General features: G+C 62.9%; 22 protein-coding genes and 1 tRNA gene. 8 read left to right on the top strand and 15 right to left on the bottom strand.

The genetic code is table 11. From position 1 onward, the window contains the following. Positions 1-145 precede the first annotated feature (145 nt). Positions 146-982, top strand: a complete 837-nt coding sequence (fghA, locus tag FJ954_RS29015) for an S-formylglutathione hydrolase (RefSeq protein ID WP_015315991.1) — start codon at positions 146-148, stop codon at positions 980-982. 18 nt (positions 983-1,000) lie between these two features. On the opposite strand, the gene FJ954_RS32310 is transcribed toward fghA, so the two are convergent. Further along, positions 1,001-1,123, bottom strand: a complete 123-nt coding sequence (locus FJ954_RS32310; RefSeq protein WP_281407737.1) for a hypothetical protein — start codon at positions 1,121-1,123, stop codon at positions 1,001-1,003. 224 nt (positions 1,124-1,347) lie between these two features. Beyond that, positions 1,348-1,424: transfer RNA gene (locus FJ954_RS29010), tRNA-Met, on the bottom strand. A gap of 238 nt (positions 1,425-1,662) precedes the next feature. Between FJ954_RS29010 and FJ954_RS29005 the strand changes: the two genes are divergently transcribed. Continuing rightward, entirely contained in the window at positions 1,663-2,628 is a 966-nt protein-coding gene (locus tag FJ954_RS29005; protein WP_015315992.1) for a Gfo/Idh/MocA family oxidoreductase, read from the top strand. A 43-nt stretch (positions 2,629-2,671) separates the two neighbouring features. Here FJ954_RS29005 and mnmA read toward each other — a convergent pair whose 3' ends face one another. Continuing rightward, positions 2,672-3,862, bottom strand: coding sequence for a tRNA 2-thiouridine(34) synthase MnmA (mnmA, locus tag FJ954_RS29000; RefSeq protein ID WP_041163680.1), 1,191 nt, complete (start codon positions 3,860-3,862; stop codon positions 2,672-2,674). Positions 3,863-4,146: 284 nt separating this feature from the next. On the opposite strand from mnmA, the gene FJ954_RS28995 reads away from it, so the two are divergent. After that, on the top strand, positions 4,147-4,422 hold the full coding sequence (locus FJ954_RS28995; RefSeq protein ID WP_006203587.1) for a DUF1153 domain-containing protein: 276 nt from the start codon (positions 4,147-4,149) through the stop codon (positions 4,420-4,422). Positions 4,423-4,482: 60 nt separating this feature from the next. On the opposite strand, the gene FJ954_RS28990 is transcribed toward FJ954_RS28995, so the two are convergent. Both FJ954_RS28990 and FJ954_RS28980 read right to left on the bottom strand, forming a co-directional pair. Beyond that, positions 4,483-4,647 carry a hypothetical protein gene (locus FJ954_RS28990; protein ID WP_246681168.1) on the bottom strand — a complete coding sequence of 55 codons (165 nt, stop codon included), beginning with the start codon at positions 4,645-4,647 and terminating at the stop codon, positions 4,483-4,485. Between the two features lie 325 nt (positions 4,648-4,972). Next, complete coding sequence (locus tag FJ954_RS28980) at positions 4,973-5,350, bottom strand: flagellar export protein FliJ (protein ID WP_140617636.1); 378 nt, start codon at positions 5,348-5,350, stop codon at positions 4,973-4,975. A 450-nt stretch (positions 5,351-5,800) separates the two neighbouring features. On the opposite strand from FJ954_RS28980, the gene ctrA reads away from it, so the two are divergent. Beyond that, positions 5,801-6,496, top strand: a complete 696-nt coding sequence (gene ctrA, locus FJ954_RS28975; RefSeq protein WP_006203583.1) for a cell cycle two-component system response regulator CtrA — start codon at positions 5,801-5,803, stop codon at positions 6,494-6,496. Between the two features lie 122 nt (positions 6,497-6,618). Here ctrA and FJ954_RS28970 read toward each other — a convergent pair whose 3' ends face one another. Further along, entirely contained in the window at positions 6,619-6,987 is a 369-nt protein-coding gene (locus FJ954_RS28970; protein ID WP_015315995.1) for a response regulator, read from the bottom strand. Between the two features lie 247 nt (positions 6,988-7,234). Continuing rightward, entirely contained in the window at positions 7,235-7,864 is a 630-nt protein-coding gene (locus tag FJ954_RS28965) for a histidine phosphotransferase family protein (RefSeq protein WP_015315996.1), read from the bottom strand. Positions 7,865-8,249: 385 nt separating this feature from the next. On the opposite strand from FJ954_RS28965, the gene FJ954_RS28960 reads away from it, so the two are divergent. Together FJ954_RS28960 and FJ954_RS28955 are read left to right on the top strand one after the other, a co-directional pair. After that, entirely contained in the window at positions 8,250-8,786 is a 537-nt protein-coding gene (locus FJ954_RS28960) for an EipA family protein (RefSeq protein WP_224530344.1), read from the top strand. Between the two features lie 156 nt (positions 8,787-8,942). Further along, the gene (locus FJ954_RS28955) at positions 8,943-10,097 is read left to right on the top strand and encodes a hypothetical protein (RefSeq protein WP_140665205.1); all 1,155 of its coding nucleotides are present in this window, start codon (positions 8,943-8,945) and stop codon (positions 10,095-10,097) included. Positions 10,098-10,143: 46 nt separating this feature from the next. On the opposite strand, the gene FJ954_RS28950 is transcribed toward FJ954_RS28955, so the two are convergent. The 5 genes from FJ954_RS28950 to FJ954_RS28930 all read right to left on the bottom strand — a co-directional run bounded on the left by FJ954_RS28950 (position 10,144) and on the right by FJ954_RS28930 (position 13,799). Then, positions 10,144-10,938, bottom strand: coding sequence for an RNA methyltransferase (locus tag FJ954_RS28950; RefSeq protein ID WP_140665203.1), 795 nt, complete (start codon positions 10,936-10,938; stop codon positions 10,144-10,146). Positions 10,939-11,039: 101 nt separating this feature from the next. Next, complete coding sequence (locus FJ954_RS28945; protein ID WP_015316000.1) at positions 11,040-11,384, bottom strand: metalloregulator ArsR/SmtB family transcription factor; 345 nt, start codon at positions 11,382-11,384, stop codon at positions 11,040-11,042. Positions 11,385-11,555: 171 nt separating this feature from the next. Next, positions 11,556-12,317 (bottom strand): HugZ family protein, encoded by a 762-nt coding sequence (locus tag FJ954_RS28940; RefSeq protein ID WP_140665200.1) that lies wholly within the window; start codon positions 12,315-12,317, stop codon positions 11,556-11,558. 111 nt (positions 12,318-12,428) lie between these two features. Then, on the bottom strand, positions 12,429-13,190 hold the full coding sequence (locus tag FJ954_RS28935) for a 3-hydroxyacyl-CoA dehydrogenase (protein WP_140665198.1): 762 nt from the start codon (positions 13,188-13,190) through the stop codon (positions 12,429-12,431). A gap of 84 nt (positions 13,191-13,274) precedes the next feature. After that, complete coding sequence (locus FJ954_RS28930; RefSeq protein WP_015316003.1) at positions 13,275-13,799, bottom strand: N-acetyltransferase; 525 nt, start codon at positions 13,797-13,799, stop codon at positions 13,275-13,277. A gap of 267 nt (positions 13,800-14,066) precedes the next feature. Here FJ954_RS28930 and FJ954_RS28925 point away from each other — a divergent pair, with 267 nt between their 5' ends. Then, a complete protein-coding gene (locus FJ954_RS28925; RefSeq protein WP_140665196.1) occupies positions 14,067-15,059 on the top strand; it encodes a glutathione S-transferase family protein in 993 nt (330 codons plus the stop codon). On the opposite strand, the gene FJ954_RS28920 is transcribed toward FJ954_RS28925, so the two are convergent. Continuing rightward, a complete protein-coding gene (locus FJ954_RS28920) occupies positions 15,060-15,557 on the bottom strand; it encodes an NUDIX domain-containing protein (protein WP_140665193.1) in 498 nt (165 codons plus the stop codon). 53 nt (positions 15,558-15,610) lie between these two features. On the opposite strand from FJ954_RS28920, the gene FJ954_RS28915 reads away from it, so the two are divergent. Continuing rightward, positions 15,611-16,540 (top strand): metallophosphoesterase, encoded by a 930-nt coding sequence (locus tag FJ954_RS28915; RefSeq protein ID WP_140665190.1) that lies wholly within the window; start codon positions 15,611-15,613, stop codon positions 16,538-16,540. Here the strand turns inward: FJ954_RS28915 and FJ954_RS28910 are convergent. Both FJ954_RS28910 and FJ954_RS28905 read right to left on the bottom strand, forming a co-directional pair. Then, positions 16,524-17,138, bottom strand: a complete 615-nt coding sequence (locus tag FJ954_RS28910; protein WP_015316007.1) for a hypothetical protein — start codon at positions 17,136-17,138, stop codon at positions 16,524-16,526. The genes FJ954_RS28915 and FJ954_RS28910 overlap by 17 nt on opposite strands. A 108-nt stretch (positions 17,139-17,246) precedes the next feature. Then, positions 17,247-18,047, bottom strand: a complete 801-nt coding sequence (locus FJ954_RS28905) for an alpha/beta fold hydrolase (RefSeq protein ID WP_140665187.1) — start codon at positions 18,045-18,047, stop codon at positions 17,247-17,249. Positions 18,048-18,152 lie beyond the last annotated feature (105 nt).

Below are 18,152 nucleotides of genomic sequence, written 5' to 3'. Positions count from 1 at the left end.
GTGTTCGCAAAGCCTGGCGTCTACCGGCGGCATTATCGGGGTGCACCTCGATAACGCCGCCGGGACTTATTAGCGGCTCGCGGTTGCGAGCGATGCATCCGGCCGCTATGCCGGGCCGGGATTTCTTGACGAGAAGGCAGAGCTGATGAAAGTCGTTTCCACGTCCAAGTCGCATGGCGGCGTGCAAGGTGTTTATTCACACGCTTCCGAAGCCTGCGCCTGCGACATGACCTTTGCCGTCTTCGTGCCGCCGCAGGCCAAGGATGGGCCACTGCCGGTGCTCTGGTATCTGTCGGGCCTCACCTGCACTCATGCCAATGTCATGGACAAGGGCGAATACCGGCGTCTGGCGGCCGAGCTCGGCCTGATCGTGGTCTGCCCCGACACAAGCCCACGCGGCGAGGGTGTGGCCGACGAAAAGGATAATTGGCAGTTCGGCTCGGGCGCCGGCTTCTATCTCGACGCGACGCAGCAGCCCTTCGCCAGGAACTACCGGATGCACTCCTATATCGTCGACGAGCTGCCGGCCCTGATCGCCAGCCAGTTCCCCGCCGATATGGAGCGCCAGTCGATTTTTGGCCACTCCATGGGCGGGCATGGCGCGCTGACCATCGCGCTGAAGAACTCCGAGCACTTCAGAAGTTGCTCGGCGTTCGCACCGATCGTTCAGCCGATGACGGCAGACTGGTCGCGGCCGGCTCTGGAAAAATATCTCGGCAAGGACGAGAAATCCTGGCGCGCCTACGACGCAACAGCGCTGATCGAAGACGGGCACCGCTTCGGCGAATTCCTGGTCGATCAGGGCACCGCCGATGGCTTCCTCAAGGACGGCCTGCGGCCATGGCTTCTCGAAGATGCCTGCAAGAAGTCCGGCATCGCGCTCACCTTGCGCATGCAGGAAGGCTACGATCATTCCTATAATTTCATCTCGACCTTCATGGACGACCATTTGAAGTGGCACGCCGCGCGCCTGGCCAAGTAGGAGCACGCCAGGGGCCACTCACTCCGTCAGGATCGAGTTCGAGTTCGGCAAGGCCATCCGATAGGCGGTGTCGGCCGCGCCTTCGGCTATGTCGCTGGCCAGCCTGCAGCCATTGTTAGCGCGCACGCCGCGTGGCGACATGCCGAACTGTTCGGATATCTGCCGCTGGGCGGCGAGGTGATGCGGTCGCTGGCGTAGGATCCGCAGGGCAAGAGCCTGAGCACGCTGATGCTGACGCGGCGGCGCGGAAATCGGCCGCGAACTCGATCGTTACGCGCTCAAACGGGTATGGCTGCGTGGATAGCAAACCGAGCCAAGGTTCTCGGGCGCCGGAGCCCATTGGTATCTGAAATTATTCTAGAAATTGGTAGCGGGAGAGGGACTTGAACCCCCGACCCCAGGATTATGATTCCCGTGCTCTAACCAACTGAGCTACCCCGCCAGGGCGGCGACAGGCCCGAAATCCGCCTTAAATCGAAAGGCATTTCGAGGCGTTCGCCAAGGTCGCGCGGATATAAGGTTGGGAGGGCGAGCCTGTCAAGCTTCGATGCATTCGATATCAGGGCTATTCTCGATGGGGAAAAGCTTTGCCGCACGAACAGCTGGTTGGTGCCGCCGGGGTTGAGTTCGACGGGGCACGTCGCTATGTCTCGGCCACGAGTTTTTAGAGTTTGAAACAGATGAAGCCGCGCATTGCAGTCCTCGGTTGCGGATACTGGGGCTCCAACCACATCCGCACCCTCAAGGCGCTCGGCGCATTGCACGCGGTTTCCGACACCAATCGGGCTCGCGCCGAAGGTTTCGCCAGCGAACAGGACTGCCTGGCGATCGAGCCGGACCAACTGTTCGTCCGCGATGACATCGACGCCATCATCATGGCCTTGCCGCCGCAGTTCCATGCCGATCTTGCCGTGCGCGCCGTCGAGAACGGCAAGGACGTGCTGGTGGAAAAGCCGATCGCGCTGACGGTGGCCGATGCCGAGCGCTCGGTGCAGGCGGCCAAGGACAATAGCCGCGTGTTCATGGTCGGCCATGTCCTGCGTTTCCATCCCGCCTTCGAGACGTTGAAAGGGCTGATCGACAAGGGCGAGCTCGGCGAGGTCCGCTACATCCATTCGCACCGGCTGGGGCTCGGCAAGTTCCATACCGAGAACGATGCGCTATGGGACCTGGCGCCGCACGATCTGTCGATGATCCTGGCCATCACCGGCACCGAGCCGATCGAGGTGCGCGGCGAGGGAGCGGCACTCCTCGACAATCTCAGCGATTTCGCGCATCTGCACATGCGCTTTCCCAACGGACTGCGCAGCCATCTTTTCACATCGCGGCTCAACCCCTATCGCGAGCGGCGGCTGACCGTGGTCGGAACCAAGGCGATGGCGGTGTTCGACGATGTCGAGCCATGGGAGCGCAAGCTTGCGGTCTACCGCCACGCCGTGTGGCAGGACAGCGGCCAGTGGGCATTCACCACCAATGAGCCATCCTATGTCGCGGTTGCCCAGGGCATGCCGCTGACGCGCGAACTGGAGCACTTCATCCACTGCATCGAAACGCGCGCCGAACCACGCACCAGCGGCGAGGAAGCGATCAGGGTGCTGCGCATCCTGACGGCCGGCACCGTCACCCACACCAAATCCACGGCCTGAAGGAAGGCTACGTCGCACTCCTGGTACGATTGGCAGGGGAGAGCTACTCGGCGGGAACTTGCGCCGGCTTCGCGGCCAGCCGGCTCAGCATCGCTTCGGCTTCGGCGCCGCGCTCGGAGCGCACGATGAAGCCGCCGCCGAAGACACGGGCCTCGTTGCCGTCGTCGGAATAGAGCACGCAGGCCTGTCCAGGCGCGATGCCGGATTCACCGTCGGCCAGTTCGACCGAGGCCACACCTGCCTCGTGACGCAGCACGGCCGGCCGTGGCGGCCTGGTCGAGCGCACCTTGGCGAACAGCTCGATGCCGCCGGCGGGCACATCGGCGAGGCCTCCGTCTCCCAGCCAGTTCATGTTGCGCAGATAGATCTTGTGCGTCTCCAACGCCTCGCGCGGGCCGACCACGACACGGGCGCGCTCGGCGTCGAGATGGACGACATAGAGCGGCTCGCCGGACGCGATGCCGATGCCACGGCGCTGGCCGATCGTGTAGCGCAGAATGCCCTCGTGGCGACCGAGCACGCGGCCGTCGATATGAACGATGTCGCCTGGGTTGGCGGCAGTCGGCTTCAGCTTGGCGATGATGTCGGAATATTTGCCTTGCGGCACGAAGCAGATGTCCTGGCTGTCCTGCTTGGCGGCCACCGTCAGCCCCATCTCCTCGGCGATGGCGCGAACCTGGGGCTTCGATAGGCCGCCGAGCGGAAAGCGCAGGTAGTCGATCTGCGCCTGCGTGGTGGCGAACAGGAAGTAGCTCTGGTCGCGGTCGGCATCGACCGGCCGGTAAAGCGCCCGGTGGGCGCCATTGGCGCCGGAGCGGATGTAGTGGCCGGTGGCCAGCGCGTCGGCGCCGAGATCCTTGGCCGTGGCCAGGAGATCGGCGAACTTGACCGTCTGGTTGCAGGAAACGCAAGGAATGGGGGTTTCGCCGGCGACGTAGCTCTCGGCGAACGGATCGATGACCGCCTTGCGGAACCGCTCCTCGTAATCGAGCACATAATGGGGAATACCCAGCGTCTCGGAAACGCGACGGGCATCGTCGATGTCCTGGCCGGCGCAGCATGAGCCGGCCCGATGCGTTGCCGCACCATGATCATAGAGCTGCAAGGTGACGCCGACGACATCGTAGCCCTCGCGCTTCAACAAGCCGGCGACCACTGATGAATCGACGCCGCCCGACATGGCGACGACGACGCGGGTCTCTTCGGGACGTGTGGGAAGGTCGAGACTGTTCATGGTGCTTTCATTTCGCGGCAGCTCAATGCCAATGTCGAGAATATAGGTCAAGCTTTCATGCGGCGCCAGCTTGCAGGAAGACCCCCGGCGTGGCGGACGCTGCGAACGGGCACATTTCTCCCGGCTCAAACGGGGCTTCCGGCCGTATATTTCAAATGCCCGCTAAAAGACTAACGCGGCGTTCACGATCCTTACCTAGTCATTAGGGTCTGCTTAGGCAATTTTTAAAGCTGTGGCGGTAACGTGGCGGGGATTGGGTCTTTGAGTTTTTTGTAGAGAGTACGATGACCGATCTGGTTAGACCTAGAGTCAAATATGTTATCGGGCCTGACGGCAGCCCTCTCACGATTGCCGATCTGCCGCCGACGAACACGCGTCGCTGGGTTATCCGGCGCAAGGCGGAGGTGGTTGCAGCAGTGCGCGGCGGGCTTTTGAGCCTTGAAGAGGCATGCCAGCGCTACAAGCTGACCACGGAGGAATTCCTGTCCTGGCAAGCGTCGATCGACGAATATGGCCTTGCCGGGTTGCGCACCACGCGTATCCAGCAATACCGGCACTAGGCCGGTCTCACCACAAGCAAGGGCGCGGCATGCCGCGCCCTTTGCTTTCAGTGTCGCCGCTCAGACCGTCAGCGCTACCTTGCCGATCGGCTTGGTTGCGAGAAAGGCGTCGGCGGCTCCCGCCTGGTCGAGTGGAAAAGTCCTGGCGACATGGACGGCAGGCCTTTGCGCGTCGATCAACCCGGCGAGCGCGAGCAGGCCCTCGCGGTCGGGCACCACCGACATGCGCTCGACCCTGATATTGCGCGAACTGGCGTAGGCGCGCTGCGCAAAGGCTGGCTGCGCAATGGCGCGCTTGCCACGCGTCGAACATGAACTGACCGAACTCGGCCATAACCTGGCCGGACTGCTTGCCCAGATCAGATCACGGGCGGAGCAGCTGCGCCTGATATTGGGGATGCCCGGGCGAGGGCCAGTGCCAGAAAGGAGGATTGGGCGGCGTAGGTCTTGCGTGCCAGCAGCGCTTCCGCGGCGGCTTGCTGTTGCCGGTTCGAGCTGTCGCCTGACAGGGCGCGCGCTTGTGCGCCAAATAGCGCCGATGTCGGCCGACTCAGCCGATCATGGCGCTGCGGCCGCCAGTTTCGGTCTCGCGAACCTTGGTATCGCGCGATTCCAGCATCTCAGCCTTGGAAAGCTCCGCTTCAGCTTCGCCGAGTAATGATTCGGCGGCGCTTCGCTGCTGGGCGAGGTCGCCTTGTGAGTTCCTGAGATTGTCGCGGCGCAGGCGCGCCGCCTTGGCGAAGGTCGGATAGGCGAAATGATTGATATCTGTGATGCCGGCTTTCTTTTCCTCGGCGGTGATCTGAAGCTCCAATTCGACGGCCATGCGCTCGAACTCGGCGATCATCATGTCGAGCTGCAGCAGCTGGCGCCGCTTCTCATTCACCTGAAATTGCTTCAGCCGAACGAGGTTTTCACGTGACTTCATGATTCGGTACTCCCGGAAACGCACACCCGCACATATCGTCCAAACCACCTGGAAAGGTCCAAGCGCTGCCCGTATCCACCGGCTTTCCCCGCACTATGGGAAACAAAACCCTAAAGTTTTTTGCCGACGGTAACCATTCGTTTACGGGCATTGTTAATCATACGGGTCAGGGCTTAAGGCCGGGTAAAAATTCCGGCCGCCGAAGCGAAGCCGCGTCGATGAGTCCCTGGAGTCACTTAGTCCGGGTTATTAATGTGCTGCATTAGGAATTTTGGTCTGTGATTCGTTATTAGATTCAAGAGGGTGTAGAAAGAGGTTAAAAAATCTGATACCGTATTGGACGGGAAATTAGGTTTTGTTAACCATTCGATGGCAGCCTCTGCACAAGGCAACCACTGCTCCGGGACAGGACGGTCGTGAAATGGTCCGGCGGCAGAAAAGGGGAATGAAATGCGTGTTCTGCTGATAGAAGATGACAGTGCAACCGCACAAAGCATCGAGCTGATGCTGAAATCGGAAAGTTTCAACGTCTATACGACAGACCTCGGCGAAGAGGGTGTCGATCTGGGCAAGCTCTACGACTACGACATCATCCTTCTCGATCTCAACCTGCCGGACATGTCCGGCTACGAGGTCTTGAGAACGCTTCGCCTCTCCAAGGTAAAGACGCCCATCCTCATCCTCTCCGGCATGGCCGGCATCGAGGACAAGGTACGCGGCCTCGGCTTCGGCGCCGACGACTACATGACCAAGCCGTTCCACAAGGACGAGCTGGTGGCGCGCATCCACGCCATCGTGCGCCGCTCGAAGGGACACGCCCAGTCGGTCATCACCACCGGTGACCTGGTGGTCAACCTCGACGCCAAGACCGTCGAAGTCGGCGGCCAGCGCGTGCACCTCACCGGCAAGGAATACCAGATGCTGGAGCTGCTCTCGCTGCGCAAGGGCACCACGCTCACCAAGGAAATGTTCCTCAACCACCTCTATGGCGGCATGGACGAGCCGGAATTGAAGATCATCGACGTCTTCATCTGCAAGCTGCGCAAGAAGCTCGACGCCGCGTCCGGGGGCCAGAACTACATCGAGACTGTCTGGGGCCGCGGCTATGTGCTGCGCGAACCGGAAGATATCCGCGTCAGCGCCTGAGCGCAGTCGGCAGCGCACTTCTAAAAAACCCGGCTTGGCCGGGTTTTTTGCATTGTGGAGCAATTATTTGTTTTTGTGCGACACGACAGACCACCGCGCGGTTTGCCTGGAACGGCTTCCGTTCAGGCAGCGATTTTCAAGGCGCGAAAACGTTCGAGCAGTTGCGGGCGATTGAAGGGCTTCAACAGATAGCCCTGGGCGCCGGCGCGCTTGGCTCGCATGATCGACGCGATATCGAGTTCGACCAGCGAGATCAGGATCTGCGGCCGGATCGGGCTTTCCATGGCGCGCACGCGCCGGATGAGGTCGACCGCCTGCATATCCGGCAAGGCGCCGTCGATGACGATGATGTCGGGCATGTCGGCGGCGCACATCTCCAGTGCGTCAAGCCCGCTGGCCGCCTCGATGACCATCATGTCGGAACCGCCCAGGATGCGTTTTGCAACCTTCCTGATGACGCTTGAATCGTCGACGAACATGCAGCGTTTCATTTCCGCGTCCTCTTTGCCCTTGGGCGATCCAGTCGTGCGGGGCATCTACGGTGCAGCCTAGACCGATCTGGTAAAGAAGCCGAAAAGCCGTTAGGTAAAATTTTTGCAAAGAAACCGTTCGGCGGGTTTTTCCTTGCGGATGCTTCGGTGTCGACGAGCGGGCAAAGATCATCGCGCCGCGATTGTGGCGTCAATGAAATATTTCAGACTGAAATACTTCGTTTGGTCGCGCTGCCGGCGCCGACTTTCAGGCCACTGAGAGGACGATTTCTTCAGGCGTCGCGTGAATCGAAATCGTCATGTTGGCCTCGCGGGCCAACAGCAGCGTGTAATAAGGTTGCACCGAATGCGCGTCGATCGGCTCTTCCGGCTTGTGGCCGGAGTGCAGTTCGAGGAATTTCGGCGGGACACGCAGCATCGGCCCGCTTGCCGAAAGCGAAAAACGCGGCTCGGTTTCGAGATTCTCGAGCGTCACGACCAGCTTGCCGCCGCGCGGAATGGCGGCGTTGGCGACCAGCAGCAGGTTGAGCAGCAGCTTGACCTTGTTCTTGGGCAGCAGCGCACGGGTTCCATTCCAGACCAATTCCGGCTTTTCGTTCTTGAGGAAGGCGATGGCGACGGCCTCGGCATCTCCGGTGTCGATCATCATGCCCGCCGAGCCGGCCGCGCCAAAGGCGATGCGGGCGAACTGCAAACGCGCCGAAGCGTTTTTTGCACTCTGACGGATGAGCCGCATGGCGTCTTCGTCGGCGCCGCCCTCGTCGAGCAGTTCAAGCCCGTTGTTGATCGCGCCGACCGGCGAGATGATGTCGTGGCAGACGCGGCTGCATAAAAGTGCCGCCAGGTCGGGAGCGGTAAGGGTGAACAGATCGGCCATCGGCGAAATCCCTGCAAAATCTTCCATTTGACGGCCGAGCGATCGATCTTCGCGCCTGCCCACACGAATCACGCTTCAACCCAAGGCTTTCTGAATACACAGCGCCCGTGCGTGCAGCAACAAATCCAAAATTGCCGTCATGGCATATGGCGCGTTCACGCAGGCTGCGTGTCCCCTCGAGCGGCCAAGAGCCTTCGAACCGCCATCTTCATGTGGGAGTTTAATGGTTGAAAAAGGATTACGGCATAGTTTGCCCCTAACAGTCATCCTTAACGGCCGCCTAAAGAGCCGTACGGATGCGAGGCGTCGGCGAAAGTGCTTCATGACGGAGATTGGAAGCATGTTTTCCCGAATCTATGACCGGAGTTTTCTCCGTGTCCTCTCAATGGCGATCGCGCTTATGGGCGTTCTCGTCTTCTCGACATCGCCCCTGCGGGCGCAGGAGTACACAGCTCAGGAGATTGTCGATTCCGGCCACAAGTTCTTCGGCGCGACGTCGGGCGGGTTGGCCACCGTCGTGGAGAAGATTTTCGCCTCCTACGGTCTGCCCAATGGCTACCTGCTTGGGGAGGAGGGATCCGGTGCGCTGATCGGCGGCCTGACCTATGGCGAAGGCACGCTCTACACCAAGAATGCCGGCGATCACAAAGTGTTCTGGCAAGGCCCGTCGCTGGGCTGGGATTTCGGCGGCGAGGGGTCACGCGTGATGATGCTGGTCTACAATCTCGACGATGTCGGCAACCTCTACAATCGCTATGGCGGCGTCGCCGGTTCGGCCTATGTGGTGGCGGGTGTCGGCTTCAACGTGCTGAAGAACAACAATGTGCTGCTGGTGCCGATCCGTACCGGCGTCGGCGCCCGGCTCGGCGTCAATCTGGGCTACCTGAAACTGACCGAGCGGGCGACCTGGAATCCGTTCTGATCCGGCCGATATGAGCGAATCACGGACGGTTCGACCGGATTCCTCAACCGACGACCCGAATGGGCCGCGGCAAGCCCTTGCCGCGGTGCCGGATTTCCGCCATGCCAAGATGGCACGGTCCAGCCTTCCAAGTTGTCGTCGATAACGGGTAGTCCTTTGGTTCAGTCGGTCCTGTTCTTTGCCCTCGGCTTTCTCTGTGCCGGCTTTCTGGCGCTGATGGTGGCTCCCGCCGTCTGGCGGCGTGCCGTCGCACTGACCCGCAGGCGCATCGAGGCCTCCATTCCGCTGACGCAAGCCGAGATCCAGGCCGACAAGGACCGAATCCGGGCCGAATACGCCATGACGACGCGGCGCCTCGAAATCAACGTCAAGACGCTGCGCGAGAAGGCGGCCGAACAACTCGTCGAGATCAATCGCGGCCGCGAGGCGCTGAAGGCGCTGGCGGTCGAGCGCACGGACAAGGACCACGCGCTCGCCGAACTCGGCGCCAAGAACGAAGCGCTTCGACAGCGCGAAGAGGAACTGCATCAGCTTTCGGAGCGGCTCAAGGAAACCGAACGAAAGCTGGAAAGGCGGGCGCTCGATCTCGAGAAGCTGGAGCACATGTATGACGACGCCAGTTTTGCCTCCAGCAGCCGCCAGATCGAACTCGTGGCCCGCGAATCCGAATTGCAGAAGCTTGCCAGCGATATCTTGCTGCTGCGCGGCCAGCGCAAGGAAGCGGATCGGCGCAGCCAGGAGATCGTGGCCGAAAGCAAGGCCGCGCGCGATACCCTGAAGGCCGAGAAGAAAAGGGCCGCTGAACTCGACAAGAAGGTCCAGCGGCTGCTCGCAACGCTCGCCGACCGTGAGGACAAGCTTGATCGGCGGGAAAAGGAATTGGCGCGGTTGCGGGAAAAATCGAAAACCGAGGACGGCGCACCGGCCCTGCGGCTGGTCGGCAAGCCAGATGAGCCGGCCCGGCACGAGGAGGCCGGCAAGCGCGACGATTTGGACCGGGCGATTGCCAAGCTTGACGGCGACCGCGAACGGCTGGAGGCCAGGCTGACGGCGCTGGCGCGCGAGAACAAGCGCCTCAAGGCGGATCTCGGCGCCGCGGCATCGTCGGGTTTGACGAACGGCAATGGTGCCGCGCTGCGCGAGCAGATGAATGAGCTGGCGGCGGAGGTGGTCCACCTGACGGCCAAGCTCGAAGGCCCCGATTCACCAATCGCCAAGGCGCTCGCCGCGCCGCAGGACAATCGCTCTGCCGGCAACGACCGCAGCCTCGCCGATCGCGTGCGCGCCTTGCAGAAAGCAGAAGCCAACTGACGCCGTGCAGGCTGACGCTTTCGCCGTGTCCTGGCTCACATGATCGTCAGCGCGAGAAATGATGCAGGGCAATGGCCGAGGCGGCAGCGACGTTCAAGCTGTCGAAGCCCTTCGACATGGTGATCCGCACGGTTTGCAGGCGGGCAAGCAGGCTTTCGGGCAGGCCTTCGCCCTCGGTGCCGAGATAGAGTGCCAGCCGCTCGCCGCGCCGTGCATCGCGTATGTCGATCCGGCCGCGCGGTGACAATGCGAACTGGTCATAGCCCCGGCGGTCGAGCTCCGCGGTGAAGCCCGCGGTGTCGGTGAAGGACGCAAAAGGGATCTTGAGCGCGGCGCCGACCGAAACCCGGATCGCCTTGCGGTACAGCGGATCACAGCATGTCCCGTCCATCAGCACCGCATTGGCGCCGAAAGCGGCGGCGTTGCGGAAGATCGAACCCATATTGTCGTGGTTGGCGATGCCGACAGGCACGACGATCAGGGCTTGAGCGGGCAAGGCATCCAGCAATGACCCGGCCGGATGCGGCGTCTCCTTGCGGCCGATGGCCAGGATGCCGCGGTGCATGTGGAATCCGGCAATCGCGTCCATCACCCCGCTGGCGACGACGTAGACCGGCAGGTCCGCTTGCGCCTTGCGCAGCACCTCCTCCAGGCCGCCAAGCCGGTTTTCCAGGATCAGGATGGATTCGGCGGTGAAGCGGCTCGACGACAAAAGCAGGTCGAGCACCACTTTGCCCTCGGCGACGAAGCGGCCTTGCCGGCCCGCCAGATCGCGCTCGCGAATATCGAGATAGGCTGCGACGCGCGGATCGCGTGGATCGTCGATGCGAATTGGGTCCATGTCCCGCTCAACAATCGAAAGCGCGGTCCGTGCGCCGGGAAAGACACACCAACCACGCTCCGGAAATCGTCAGCGAGGTAAACGACCGCGGCAGCGTCCGGTCAAGTCCCGGCGCGGCGCAACCTCTGCGCCATTTGGGACAGATCCTCCTTGCCGCCGCCGAAAATGCCTTCCAGCATGGCGAGCAGTTCGCGCACGGCATCGGATTTGCAGGAATAGTAGATCATCTGGCGATCGCGGCGGGTGTCCACGAGGTCCAGCGCCCGCAACTTGGCCAAATGCTGCGAGAGGGCGGATTGGCTAAGCATCACCTTTTCGGCGATGGCGCCGACCGACATTTCGCCGTCGATCAGATAGCTCATGATCAACAGCCGTTTTTCGTTGCCCATCAGCATCAGAAATTCGGCAGCTGATTCGGCGTTGGCGATTAGCTTTGTCGAGACCATTGATGCCCCATGCTGTTTGCTCATCGAGGCGCCATGGGGGCAATGGCGCCTGAATCCATAAATTCACGTGTGAAGGTGCCGACGAGTCAGCACCACACCTAAAGCCTAGAACATTTCTTTCAAATCTCAAGCGTTGCTTTTGATCAAATGCAATTTAATCTCGCTTTGCGCCTAGGATGCCGCCCTGGCGGCCCTCGCCATTTCAACCAGAACGGGACGCAATTCCTGCACAGTCGCCAGTGGTTGCGGGAAGAATACCCGGCAAACATCGTCCCCGGACACCAGATCCATGCCATCGGCGTCCAGCCCGGCGATGCTCCAGCCAGCACCTGGCGCCTTGGCAAAATGATGGGCGTAGTTGGCGATCGCGTCGAGATGGTCCGCATTCATGTGCTCGACGGCTGACTGTTCGCTCGCCGCGAGCTCTTCGACAATCGGCCCGGCGGTGACCAGATCGGCCCGGTCGAGCAGATAGGCCTTGCCGAAGCCGCCGTTGAGACTGGCGCGCTGCGGCTCAAGGCGAAAGATTGAGAAGTCGCCGAGCCCGGCATAGAGGCTCGCCTTGGGATTGCGGTTGAGATAGCGGCGCGCGGCGCGAGCTTGGGCCTGCGAGCCGCGCTCCAGCCGCGAGGCCTGGCAGGCCAGCGTCAGCCGCGGATGCGCCAGCGGATCGCCTTTGCCAGGCTCCCCGAGCAGAAGGGAACAGCGGGGATCGGCAAGCAGGGCCGACGTGTGCGCCGCGAGCATCGACACCAGGATGAGCGGTGCGCCGTCAATGTCGGTGGCGACGCCGACCCGGCTCGCCAGCGGCGCCCCGGTCCCCGGTTCCAGCACCGCCAGGGCGCCGAAACGGGCACTGCGCAGAAGCGTTTTCGCCAGGCGGATCGCCTCGGCGTCGGTCTCGCGGATGACATCCTTCTTTCGATCGTCCAAGGTTTCTCGCCCTGCCAAGTTGATTTCCTATTCCACTTGTCAGCCGATGATGCCGGACTTGGCAAGGGGAGGTGCCCGCGCAAACCGCTTCGCAGCTTGGGGCGACACGCCTTACTTCGGCGCCATGCGGATGGCGCCGTCGAGGCGGATGGTCTCGCCGTTCAGCATCTGGTTTTCGACGATGTGCAGGGCAAGCGCGGCATATTCGGCTGGTTCGCCGAGGCGCGACGGGAAAGGCACGGCGGCGCCCAGCGAATCCTGCACCTCCTGCGGCATGCCGGCCATCATCGGCGTCTTGAAGATGCCGGGCGCGATGGTGCAGACCCGAATGCCGGATCGGGCGAGATCGCGCGCCACCGGCAGCGTCATGCCGACGACACCGCCCTTCGAAGCCGAATAGGCCGCCTGGCCGATCTGGCCGTCATAGGCGGCGACCGAAGCGGTGTTGACGATGACGCCGCGCTCGCCGCCCCGCAGCGGCTCGAGTTTCGCGGCGCGGTCGGCGACCAGGCGGATCATGTTGAACGTGCCGATCAGATTGACCTCGATCACCCTGCGGTACTGGTCGAGCGGATGCGGTCCATCCTTGCCGATCGTCTTCACGCCGATGGCGATGCCGGCGCAATTGACCAGGATGCGCGGCTCGCCCAGCTTGGCGGCAGCCTCGGCCAGGGCGGCGACGCCACTGTCGGCACTCGCGACGTCGCACTGGACGGCGATGCCGCCGATCTCGGCCGCGACCTTGGCCGCGCGCTCGATGCCGACATCGAAGATGGCAACGTTGGCTCCCTTGGCGGCAAGCGCACGAGCGGTTGCCTCGCCAAGGCCGGAGCCGCCGCCGGTCACGATTGCTATCTGGCCGCTGGGATTCATGGCGTCATCCTTCCCGTGAGAATGGGCTTGCTATCAAACAGGGACGGATCAGGCCCGGATTGAAGGGCCGGGTCAAGCCATCGCCTAGACGTGCTCGGCGGCCCTGGCCTGGCTGGCGTGACCGACCTCGCCGGAAAGCCTGGCAACCGCGCCGGGCGTGATCTCGTGCGACAAAAGGCGGTCGAGGTCGACAGGCCTAGGCATCGAAATCTGACCACGGGGGATGCGCTTGAAGCCGAGCGGCCCGTAATAAGGTTCGTCGCCAACCAGGATGACGGCCGGCGCGCCAGCCTTGGCGGCCGCCTCCAGCGCGATCGCTACCAGCCGGCGGCCGATGCCGAGATTCTTGAAGGCCGGCCGTACCGCGAGTGGCCCAAGCATCAGCGCCCGGCCGGCCCCCGCCGCTATGCGGGTCATGCGCACCGAGGCGACGACGAGGTCGCCGTCGACCGCGACAAAGGACAGGGCGCGCTCGTGGCCGCCGGCCTCGCGGATCTTGTAGGCGGCCAGCACGAAACGGCCGGGGCCGAAGGCCTCGTCGTTAATGGCTTCGATTTGAGGATCATGCGCCGGAGTTTCCGGCAGGTATTTCACGTCGGCAAGGCTCATGGTCTTTGCGTTCCGGTAGAGGAGGAAAGGTTGCTGCAAACGGCAGCATTCGCCAGTCAGCGCTTCATCAAGCGCGGGCGCCCTTTCGTCGTCGGTCAAACCGGATCAAAGCAAGGTCGAACATGCGGAGTGTCCGCTAGCATCAATTTTGCGCCGCCGCAATCGACCCGTTCGCTCGCACTACCGATTGACGATCTGTTCAGCCCAGGATGATTTCCGCTTTACCGCATCGCGCCCTACATGACGGAAAACGCGAAAGGACAATTCATGGGATTGCTCGTCGACGGCAAATGGCAGGACCGCTGGTACGACACGAAGAACAGTGGCGGCAAGTTCGTGCGGGCGCAGTCGCAATGGCGCGACTGGATCACGCACGACGGCAAACCCGCCGAAGGCCGCAGCCGCGGCTTCAAGGCGGAGCCCGGCCGCTATCACCTTTACATCTCACTCGCCTGTCCCTGGGCGCACCGGACGCTGATTTTTCGCACGCTGAAGAGGCTGGAAGGCATCATCTCCGTCTCGGTGGTTCACCATTTCATGGGCGCGGACGGTTGGACGTTTCTCGCCGAGGACGGCGCCACCGGCGACACGCTCTATGGTCTCGACTTCCTGCACCAGATCTACACCAAGGCCGATCCTGCCTATTCAGGCCGGGTGACGGTGCCGGTGCTGTGGGACAAGAAGGAACAGACGATCGTCTCCAACGAATCCTCCGAGATCATCCGGATGCTCAATTCGGCCTTCGACGAATGGGGCGACGCCAGCTTCGACTTCTACCCCGAGGCCTTGCGCGGCGAGATCGACGCGATCAACGGGCTGGTCTATCCCGCCGTCAACAATGGCGTCTATCGAGCCGGTTTCGCCACCACGCAAGCGGCCTATGAGGAGGCGTTCGGCGCGCTGTTTTCGGCGCTCGATACTCTGGAACATCGCCTTTCCAGGCAGCGCTACCTAGTGGGTGATCGCATCACCGAGGCCGACTGGCGGCTGTTCACCACCCTGGTGCGCTTTGACCCGGTCTATGTCGGACACTTCAAGTGCAACCTGCGCCGCATCGCCGACTATTCGAACCTGTCGAACTATCTGCGCGACCTCTATAGCGTGCCTGGCGTCGCCGGGACCGTGAACCTGCGCCACATCAAGGCGCATTATTACGGCAGCCACGAGACCATCAACCCGACCCGGATCGTGCCGGTCGGGCCGGCGCTCGACTATGGCGCGCCGCATGATCGGGCGCGGTTCGGAAGGGCTGCTGCCTGACTACCAATAGGGCGATGCTGGCACGTTGGCGAAAATTTCGGCGATCCGCCGCAGCGTTGCCGGCGTCGTGCCCTCCGGCAGGCGATCGAGCGGGAAAAAGCCGGCCTCGGCGATTTCATGGTCTGGCAGTTTCGGTGCGGTGCGGCTGAAATGCTCGACGAGGTAGAAGCCGACATGGTCGCGCCGGCTGGCACGGCGGTTGAAATGCATCGATTTGAGAATCGGCGCGTCCGTGATCTGGATGTTGCCTTCCTCGTAAAGTTCGCGCGCCAGCGCTTCGGCCATCGTCTCGCCGACCTCGACGCCGCCGCCGGGAAGCTGCCAACCGGGCACATAGGTATGGCGGATGAGGAAGACGGAATTGGTGGCGGCATCGTGGATCAGGCCGCGCACACCGAGCGTCATTGGCCGCCGCAGCACGAAATAGAGATGGAACAGCCGGGCCCTCAAACCCGCCCAGCCTGTCTGGCGGAACGGAGCCTCCTCCTCGCTCGCCATCAGTAGCGAAACCGTGGGTGGAAAGGGGCGCGTACGTCGCCTATGAAGGAGGGATGTTCAGGCTCGCGCATATTTCCGATGTCCATCTGGGGCCGCTGCCCGATGTATCCTATCGCGATCTCGCCTCCAAGCGCGTGCTCGGTTACGTCAACTGGCAGCGCAACCGCCGCCGCCACATGCACGACGCCGTCATCGACGCCATCGTCGCCGATATCAAGGCGCAAAACCCGGACCATCTCGCCGTCACCGGCGACCTCGTGAACCTGGCGCTCGACGGTGAGATCGAGATGGCCAAACACTGGCTCGAGACGCTGGGGCCACCGCATGACGTGTCGGTGGTGCCGGGAAACCATGATGCCTATGTGCCCGGCGCATTCGACAAGGTCTGCCGGTCGTGGGCGGCGTGGATGAGCGGCGACGGTGTCAACACGCCGGTCGACCGCAATGCCTTCCCCTATCTGCGCGTGCGCGGCAATATCGCGCTGATCGGGGTTTCGACGGCGCGCGCCACGGCGCCCTTCATGGCCAATGGTTTTTTCATGGAGGGGCAGGCGGCTCGGCTCGGCAAGATACTCGAGAGCACGGCGAAGCAAGGTCTGTTCCGCGCGATCATGATCCATCATCCGCCCCTGCGGGGCGCTGTCTCCCAGCACAAGCGGCTGTTCGGCATCGCCCGCTTCCACAAAATCGTCCGCCGCCATGGCGCGGAGCTTGTGCTGCACGGCCATTCGCATCTGCCGTCGCTGTTCCAGATTGGGCTTCGCGGTGCAAAGATCCCGGTCGTCGGGGTCGCCGCCGCCGGCCAGGCGCCGGGCGGCAATCACCCGGCAGCACAGTACAATCTGTTCGACATCGACGGCGAAAAGGGTAACTGGCGTATCCACCTGACGCGGCGCGGTCTGACCGGACCGTCAATACCGCCTTCCGATCTGCAGAGCCTGGAACTCGGGGTCGAGCCCGGCGAGGCTATGGCCGCCAGTTGAGAACCATGGCCGAGATGCGGTCCCACAGCAGCGCGGCCGACACCGCCAGACCAACCAGCGCGCCGGCGGCGACCAGCCCAAGCCCCGACAGGAAGGCCGACCAGCCCTTGCCTTGCGTCGATGCTCGCAGCGGTGGCTCGGCTTCCGCGACCTCGGCGCGTTTCATGCCGGCGACCGCCGGCTCGACGCCACCTTCCATCATCCTCTGGCGCTCGACGATGCGCTCGGCCACATAACGCGTCACGGAATCGGCGACCAGCTTCATCTCGGTCGACTCGGCAAGCACGACCCGGCCAATGCGTGTATCCTTGAGGAAGCGGTAGGTGCGACGGTCGCGTCCCATCGCGACATGGCTGACGGCGTCGATCCACAGGCGCGGCTGCAGCCCCGAGGAGACGACAAAGTCGAAATTGTCCATGTCGGCTGGAACGTCGGCGAAGATGGGCGCGAGGTCCGCGGCCAACAGGTCCAGGCGCATGCGGTGCGCCTCACGCATGTCGACGACGACATCGTCGCGGTCAGCGAAGGCATTCTTCACATCACGGATGGCATCGGACAGTTTCTTTGACGGATCGATCTTCTCGCCTGCGTCCTTCATCGGCGTGGCCTCGCGGGTTTGGTTAACAGGCAGTTAACACAGCCGAAGGCAAAATGCACTCGCGAGATCAAGACGGCAAGGCGCCCGCTCGGTGCCGCGCGGGACGTCTCAGCCGGTCGCAGCGAGTTTCGGGCGCAAGGGCCTGGCGCGGCGGTTCATGTTGCGCTGGATGATCGTGGCGACCAGATCGGGCGCCTCCTCGATCAGCATATGGCCAGCCTCCAGCACGTGGTGCACGTGAAATCGCGCGGGCAGACCATCCATTTGGGTAACGGGTAGCATCGGGTCATTGCTCCCCCATACCACCATCACCGGCATGGTCAGTGTGTCCAACCGGTCGTGCGGGATGACGCCCTGCCGGTCGTCGCTGGTCATGGCGGCAGCAATCTCGATGAGTTGCTCCACCTGGCCGGGTCGCCCGCGCATGTCGCGAATGGTATCCACGGTGCGGTCGACGGGGCGCGTCAGCGGTCCCGACATCGCGCTTAGGCACGCCCGGATGTCGGAGGGGTCCCTTGCGGCGGCAAAGCGGCGCAACAGCGGGCCATTGATCTCGGGGCCGAAGCCGCCCGGCGCCAGAAGTGTCAGCGAGGCCACCCTCTCGGGTTCGGCCAGTGCCATCAGCGTCGCCACCGCGCCGCCCATCGAGTGGCCCACCAGATGAACGCGCTTCACCGATCGCGCGGCGAGATCGGTCAGGACGGCCCTTGCCGCCACCTTGGCCGGGCCGGCGCCGGGGAAATCGAGCGACAGCCCGTGCCCCGGCAAGTCATAAGCGAGTGTGCGCACCGCAGGCGACAGCGACGGGATCACTTCGTGCCAGACACCGTGGCAGCCGCCAAAACCATGCAGCAGGGCGATGGCCTTCGAGCCAGCACCCTGTTCGGTGGCGTGAAGCGATGCGATCATTGAAATGTGAAAGCTTATTACGGGACGGGAAGATTACGGGACGGGAAGATGGGAATGCGGCTGGATTGCTCCTTGTCCAGCACGATGGCCAGTAAAATTTTCGCG

Source organism: Mesorhizobium sp. B2-3-15 (assembly GCF_006442875.1).
Lineage (GTDB): Bacteria > Pseudomonadota > Alphaproteobacteria > Rhizobiales > Rhizobiaceae > Mesorhizobium > Mesorhizobium australicum.
This window is presented reverse-complemented; position numbering and strand designations above follow the sequence as displayed.

Coding starts and splice junctions, on each gene's coding strand:
- fghA (WP_015315991.1), top strand. CDS start 146: ATGAAAGTCGTTTCCACGTCCAAGTCGCATGGCGGCGTGCAAGGTGTT.
- FJ954_RS32310 (WP_281407737.1), bottom strand. CDS start 1,123: ATGTCGCCACGCGGCGTGCGCGCTAACAATGGCTGCAGGCTGGCCAGC.
- FJ954_RS29005 (WP_015315992.1), top strand. CDS start 1,663: ATGAAGCCGCGCATTGCAGTCCTCGGTTGCGGATACTGGGGCTCCAAC.
- mnmA (WP_041163680.1), bottom strand. CDS start 3,862: ATGAACAGTCTCGACCTTCCCACACGTCCCGAAGAGACCCGCGTCGTC.
- FJ954_RS28995 (WP_006203587.1), top strand. CDS start 4,147: ATGACCGATCTGGTTAGACCTAGAGTCAAATATGTTATCGGGCCTGAC.
- FJ954_RS28990 (WP_246681168.1), bottom strand. CDS start 4,647: ATGTCGGTGGTGCCCGACCGCGAGGGCCTGCTCGCGCTCGCCGGGTTG.
- FJ954_RS28980 (WP_140617636.1), bottom strand. CDS start 5,350: ATGAAGTCACGTGAAAACCTCGTTCGGCTGAAGCAATTTCAGGTGAAT.
- ctrA (WP_006203583.1), top strand. CDS start 5,801: ATGCGTGTTCTGCTGATAGAAGATGACAGTGCAACCGCACAAAGCATC.
- FJ954_RS28970 (WP_015315995.1), bottom strand. CDS start 6,987: ATGAAACGCTGCATGTTCGTCGACGATTCAAGCGTCATCAGGAAGGTT.
- FJ954_RS28965 (WP_015315996.1), bottom strand. CDS start 7,864: ATGGCCGATCTGTTCACCCTTACCGCTCCCGACCTGGCGGCACTTTTA.
- FJ954_RS28960 (WP_224530344.1), top strand. CDS start 8,250: ATGGCGATCGCGCTTATGGGCGTTCTCGTCTTCTCGACATCGCCCCTG.
- FJ954_RS28950 (WP_140665203.1), bottom strand. CDS start 10,938: ATGGACCCAATTCGCATCGACGATCCACGCGATCCGCGCGTCGCAGCC.
- FJ954_RS28945 (WP_015316000.1), bottom strand. CDS start 11,384: ATGGTCTCGACAAAGCTAATCGCCAACGCCGAATCAGCTGCCGAATTT.
- FJ954_RS28935 (WP_140665198.1), bottom strand. CDS start 13,190: ATGAATCCCAGCGGCCAGATAGCAATCGTGACCGGCGGCGGCTCCGGC.
- FJ954_RS28930 (WP_015316003.1), bottom strand. CDS start 13,799: ATGAGCCTTGCCGACGTGAAATACCTGCCGGAAACTCCGGCGCATGAT.
- FJ954_RS28925 (WP_140665196.1), top strand. CDS start 14,067: ATGGGATTGCTCGTCGACGGCAAATGGCAGGACCGCTGGTACGACACG.
- FJ954_RS28920 (WP_140665193.1), bottom strand. CDS start 15,557: ATGGCGAGCGAGGAGGAGGCTCCGTTCCGCCAGACAGGCTGGGCGGGT.
- FJ954_RS28915 (WP_140665190.1), top strand. CDS start 15,611: ATGTTCAGGCTCGCGCATATTTCCGATGTCCATCTGGGGCCGCTGCCC.
- FJ954_RS28910 (WP_015316007.1), bottom strand. CDS start 17,138: ATGAAGGACGCAGGCGAGAAGATCGATCCGTCAAAGAAACTGTCCGAT.
- FJ954_RS28905 (WP_140665187.1), bottom strand. CDS start 18,047: ATGATCGCATCGCTTCACGCCACCGAACAGGGTGCTGGCTCGAAGGCC.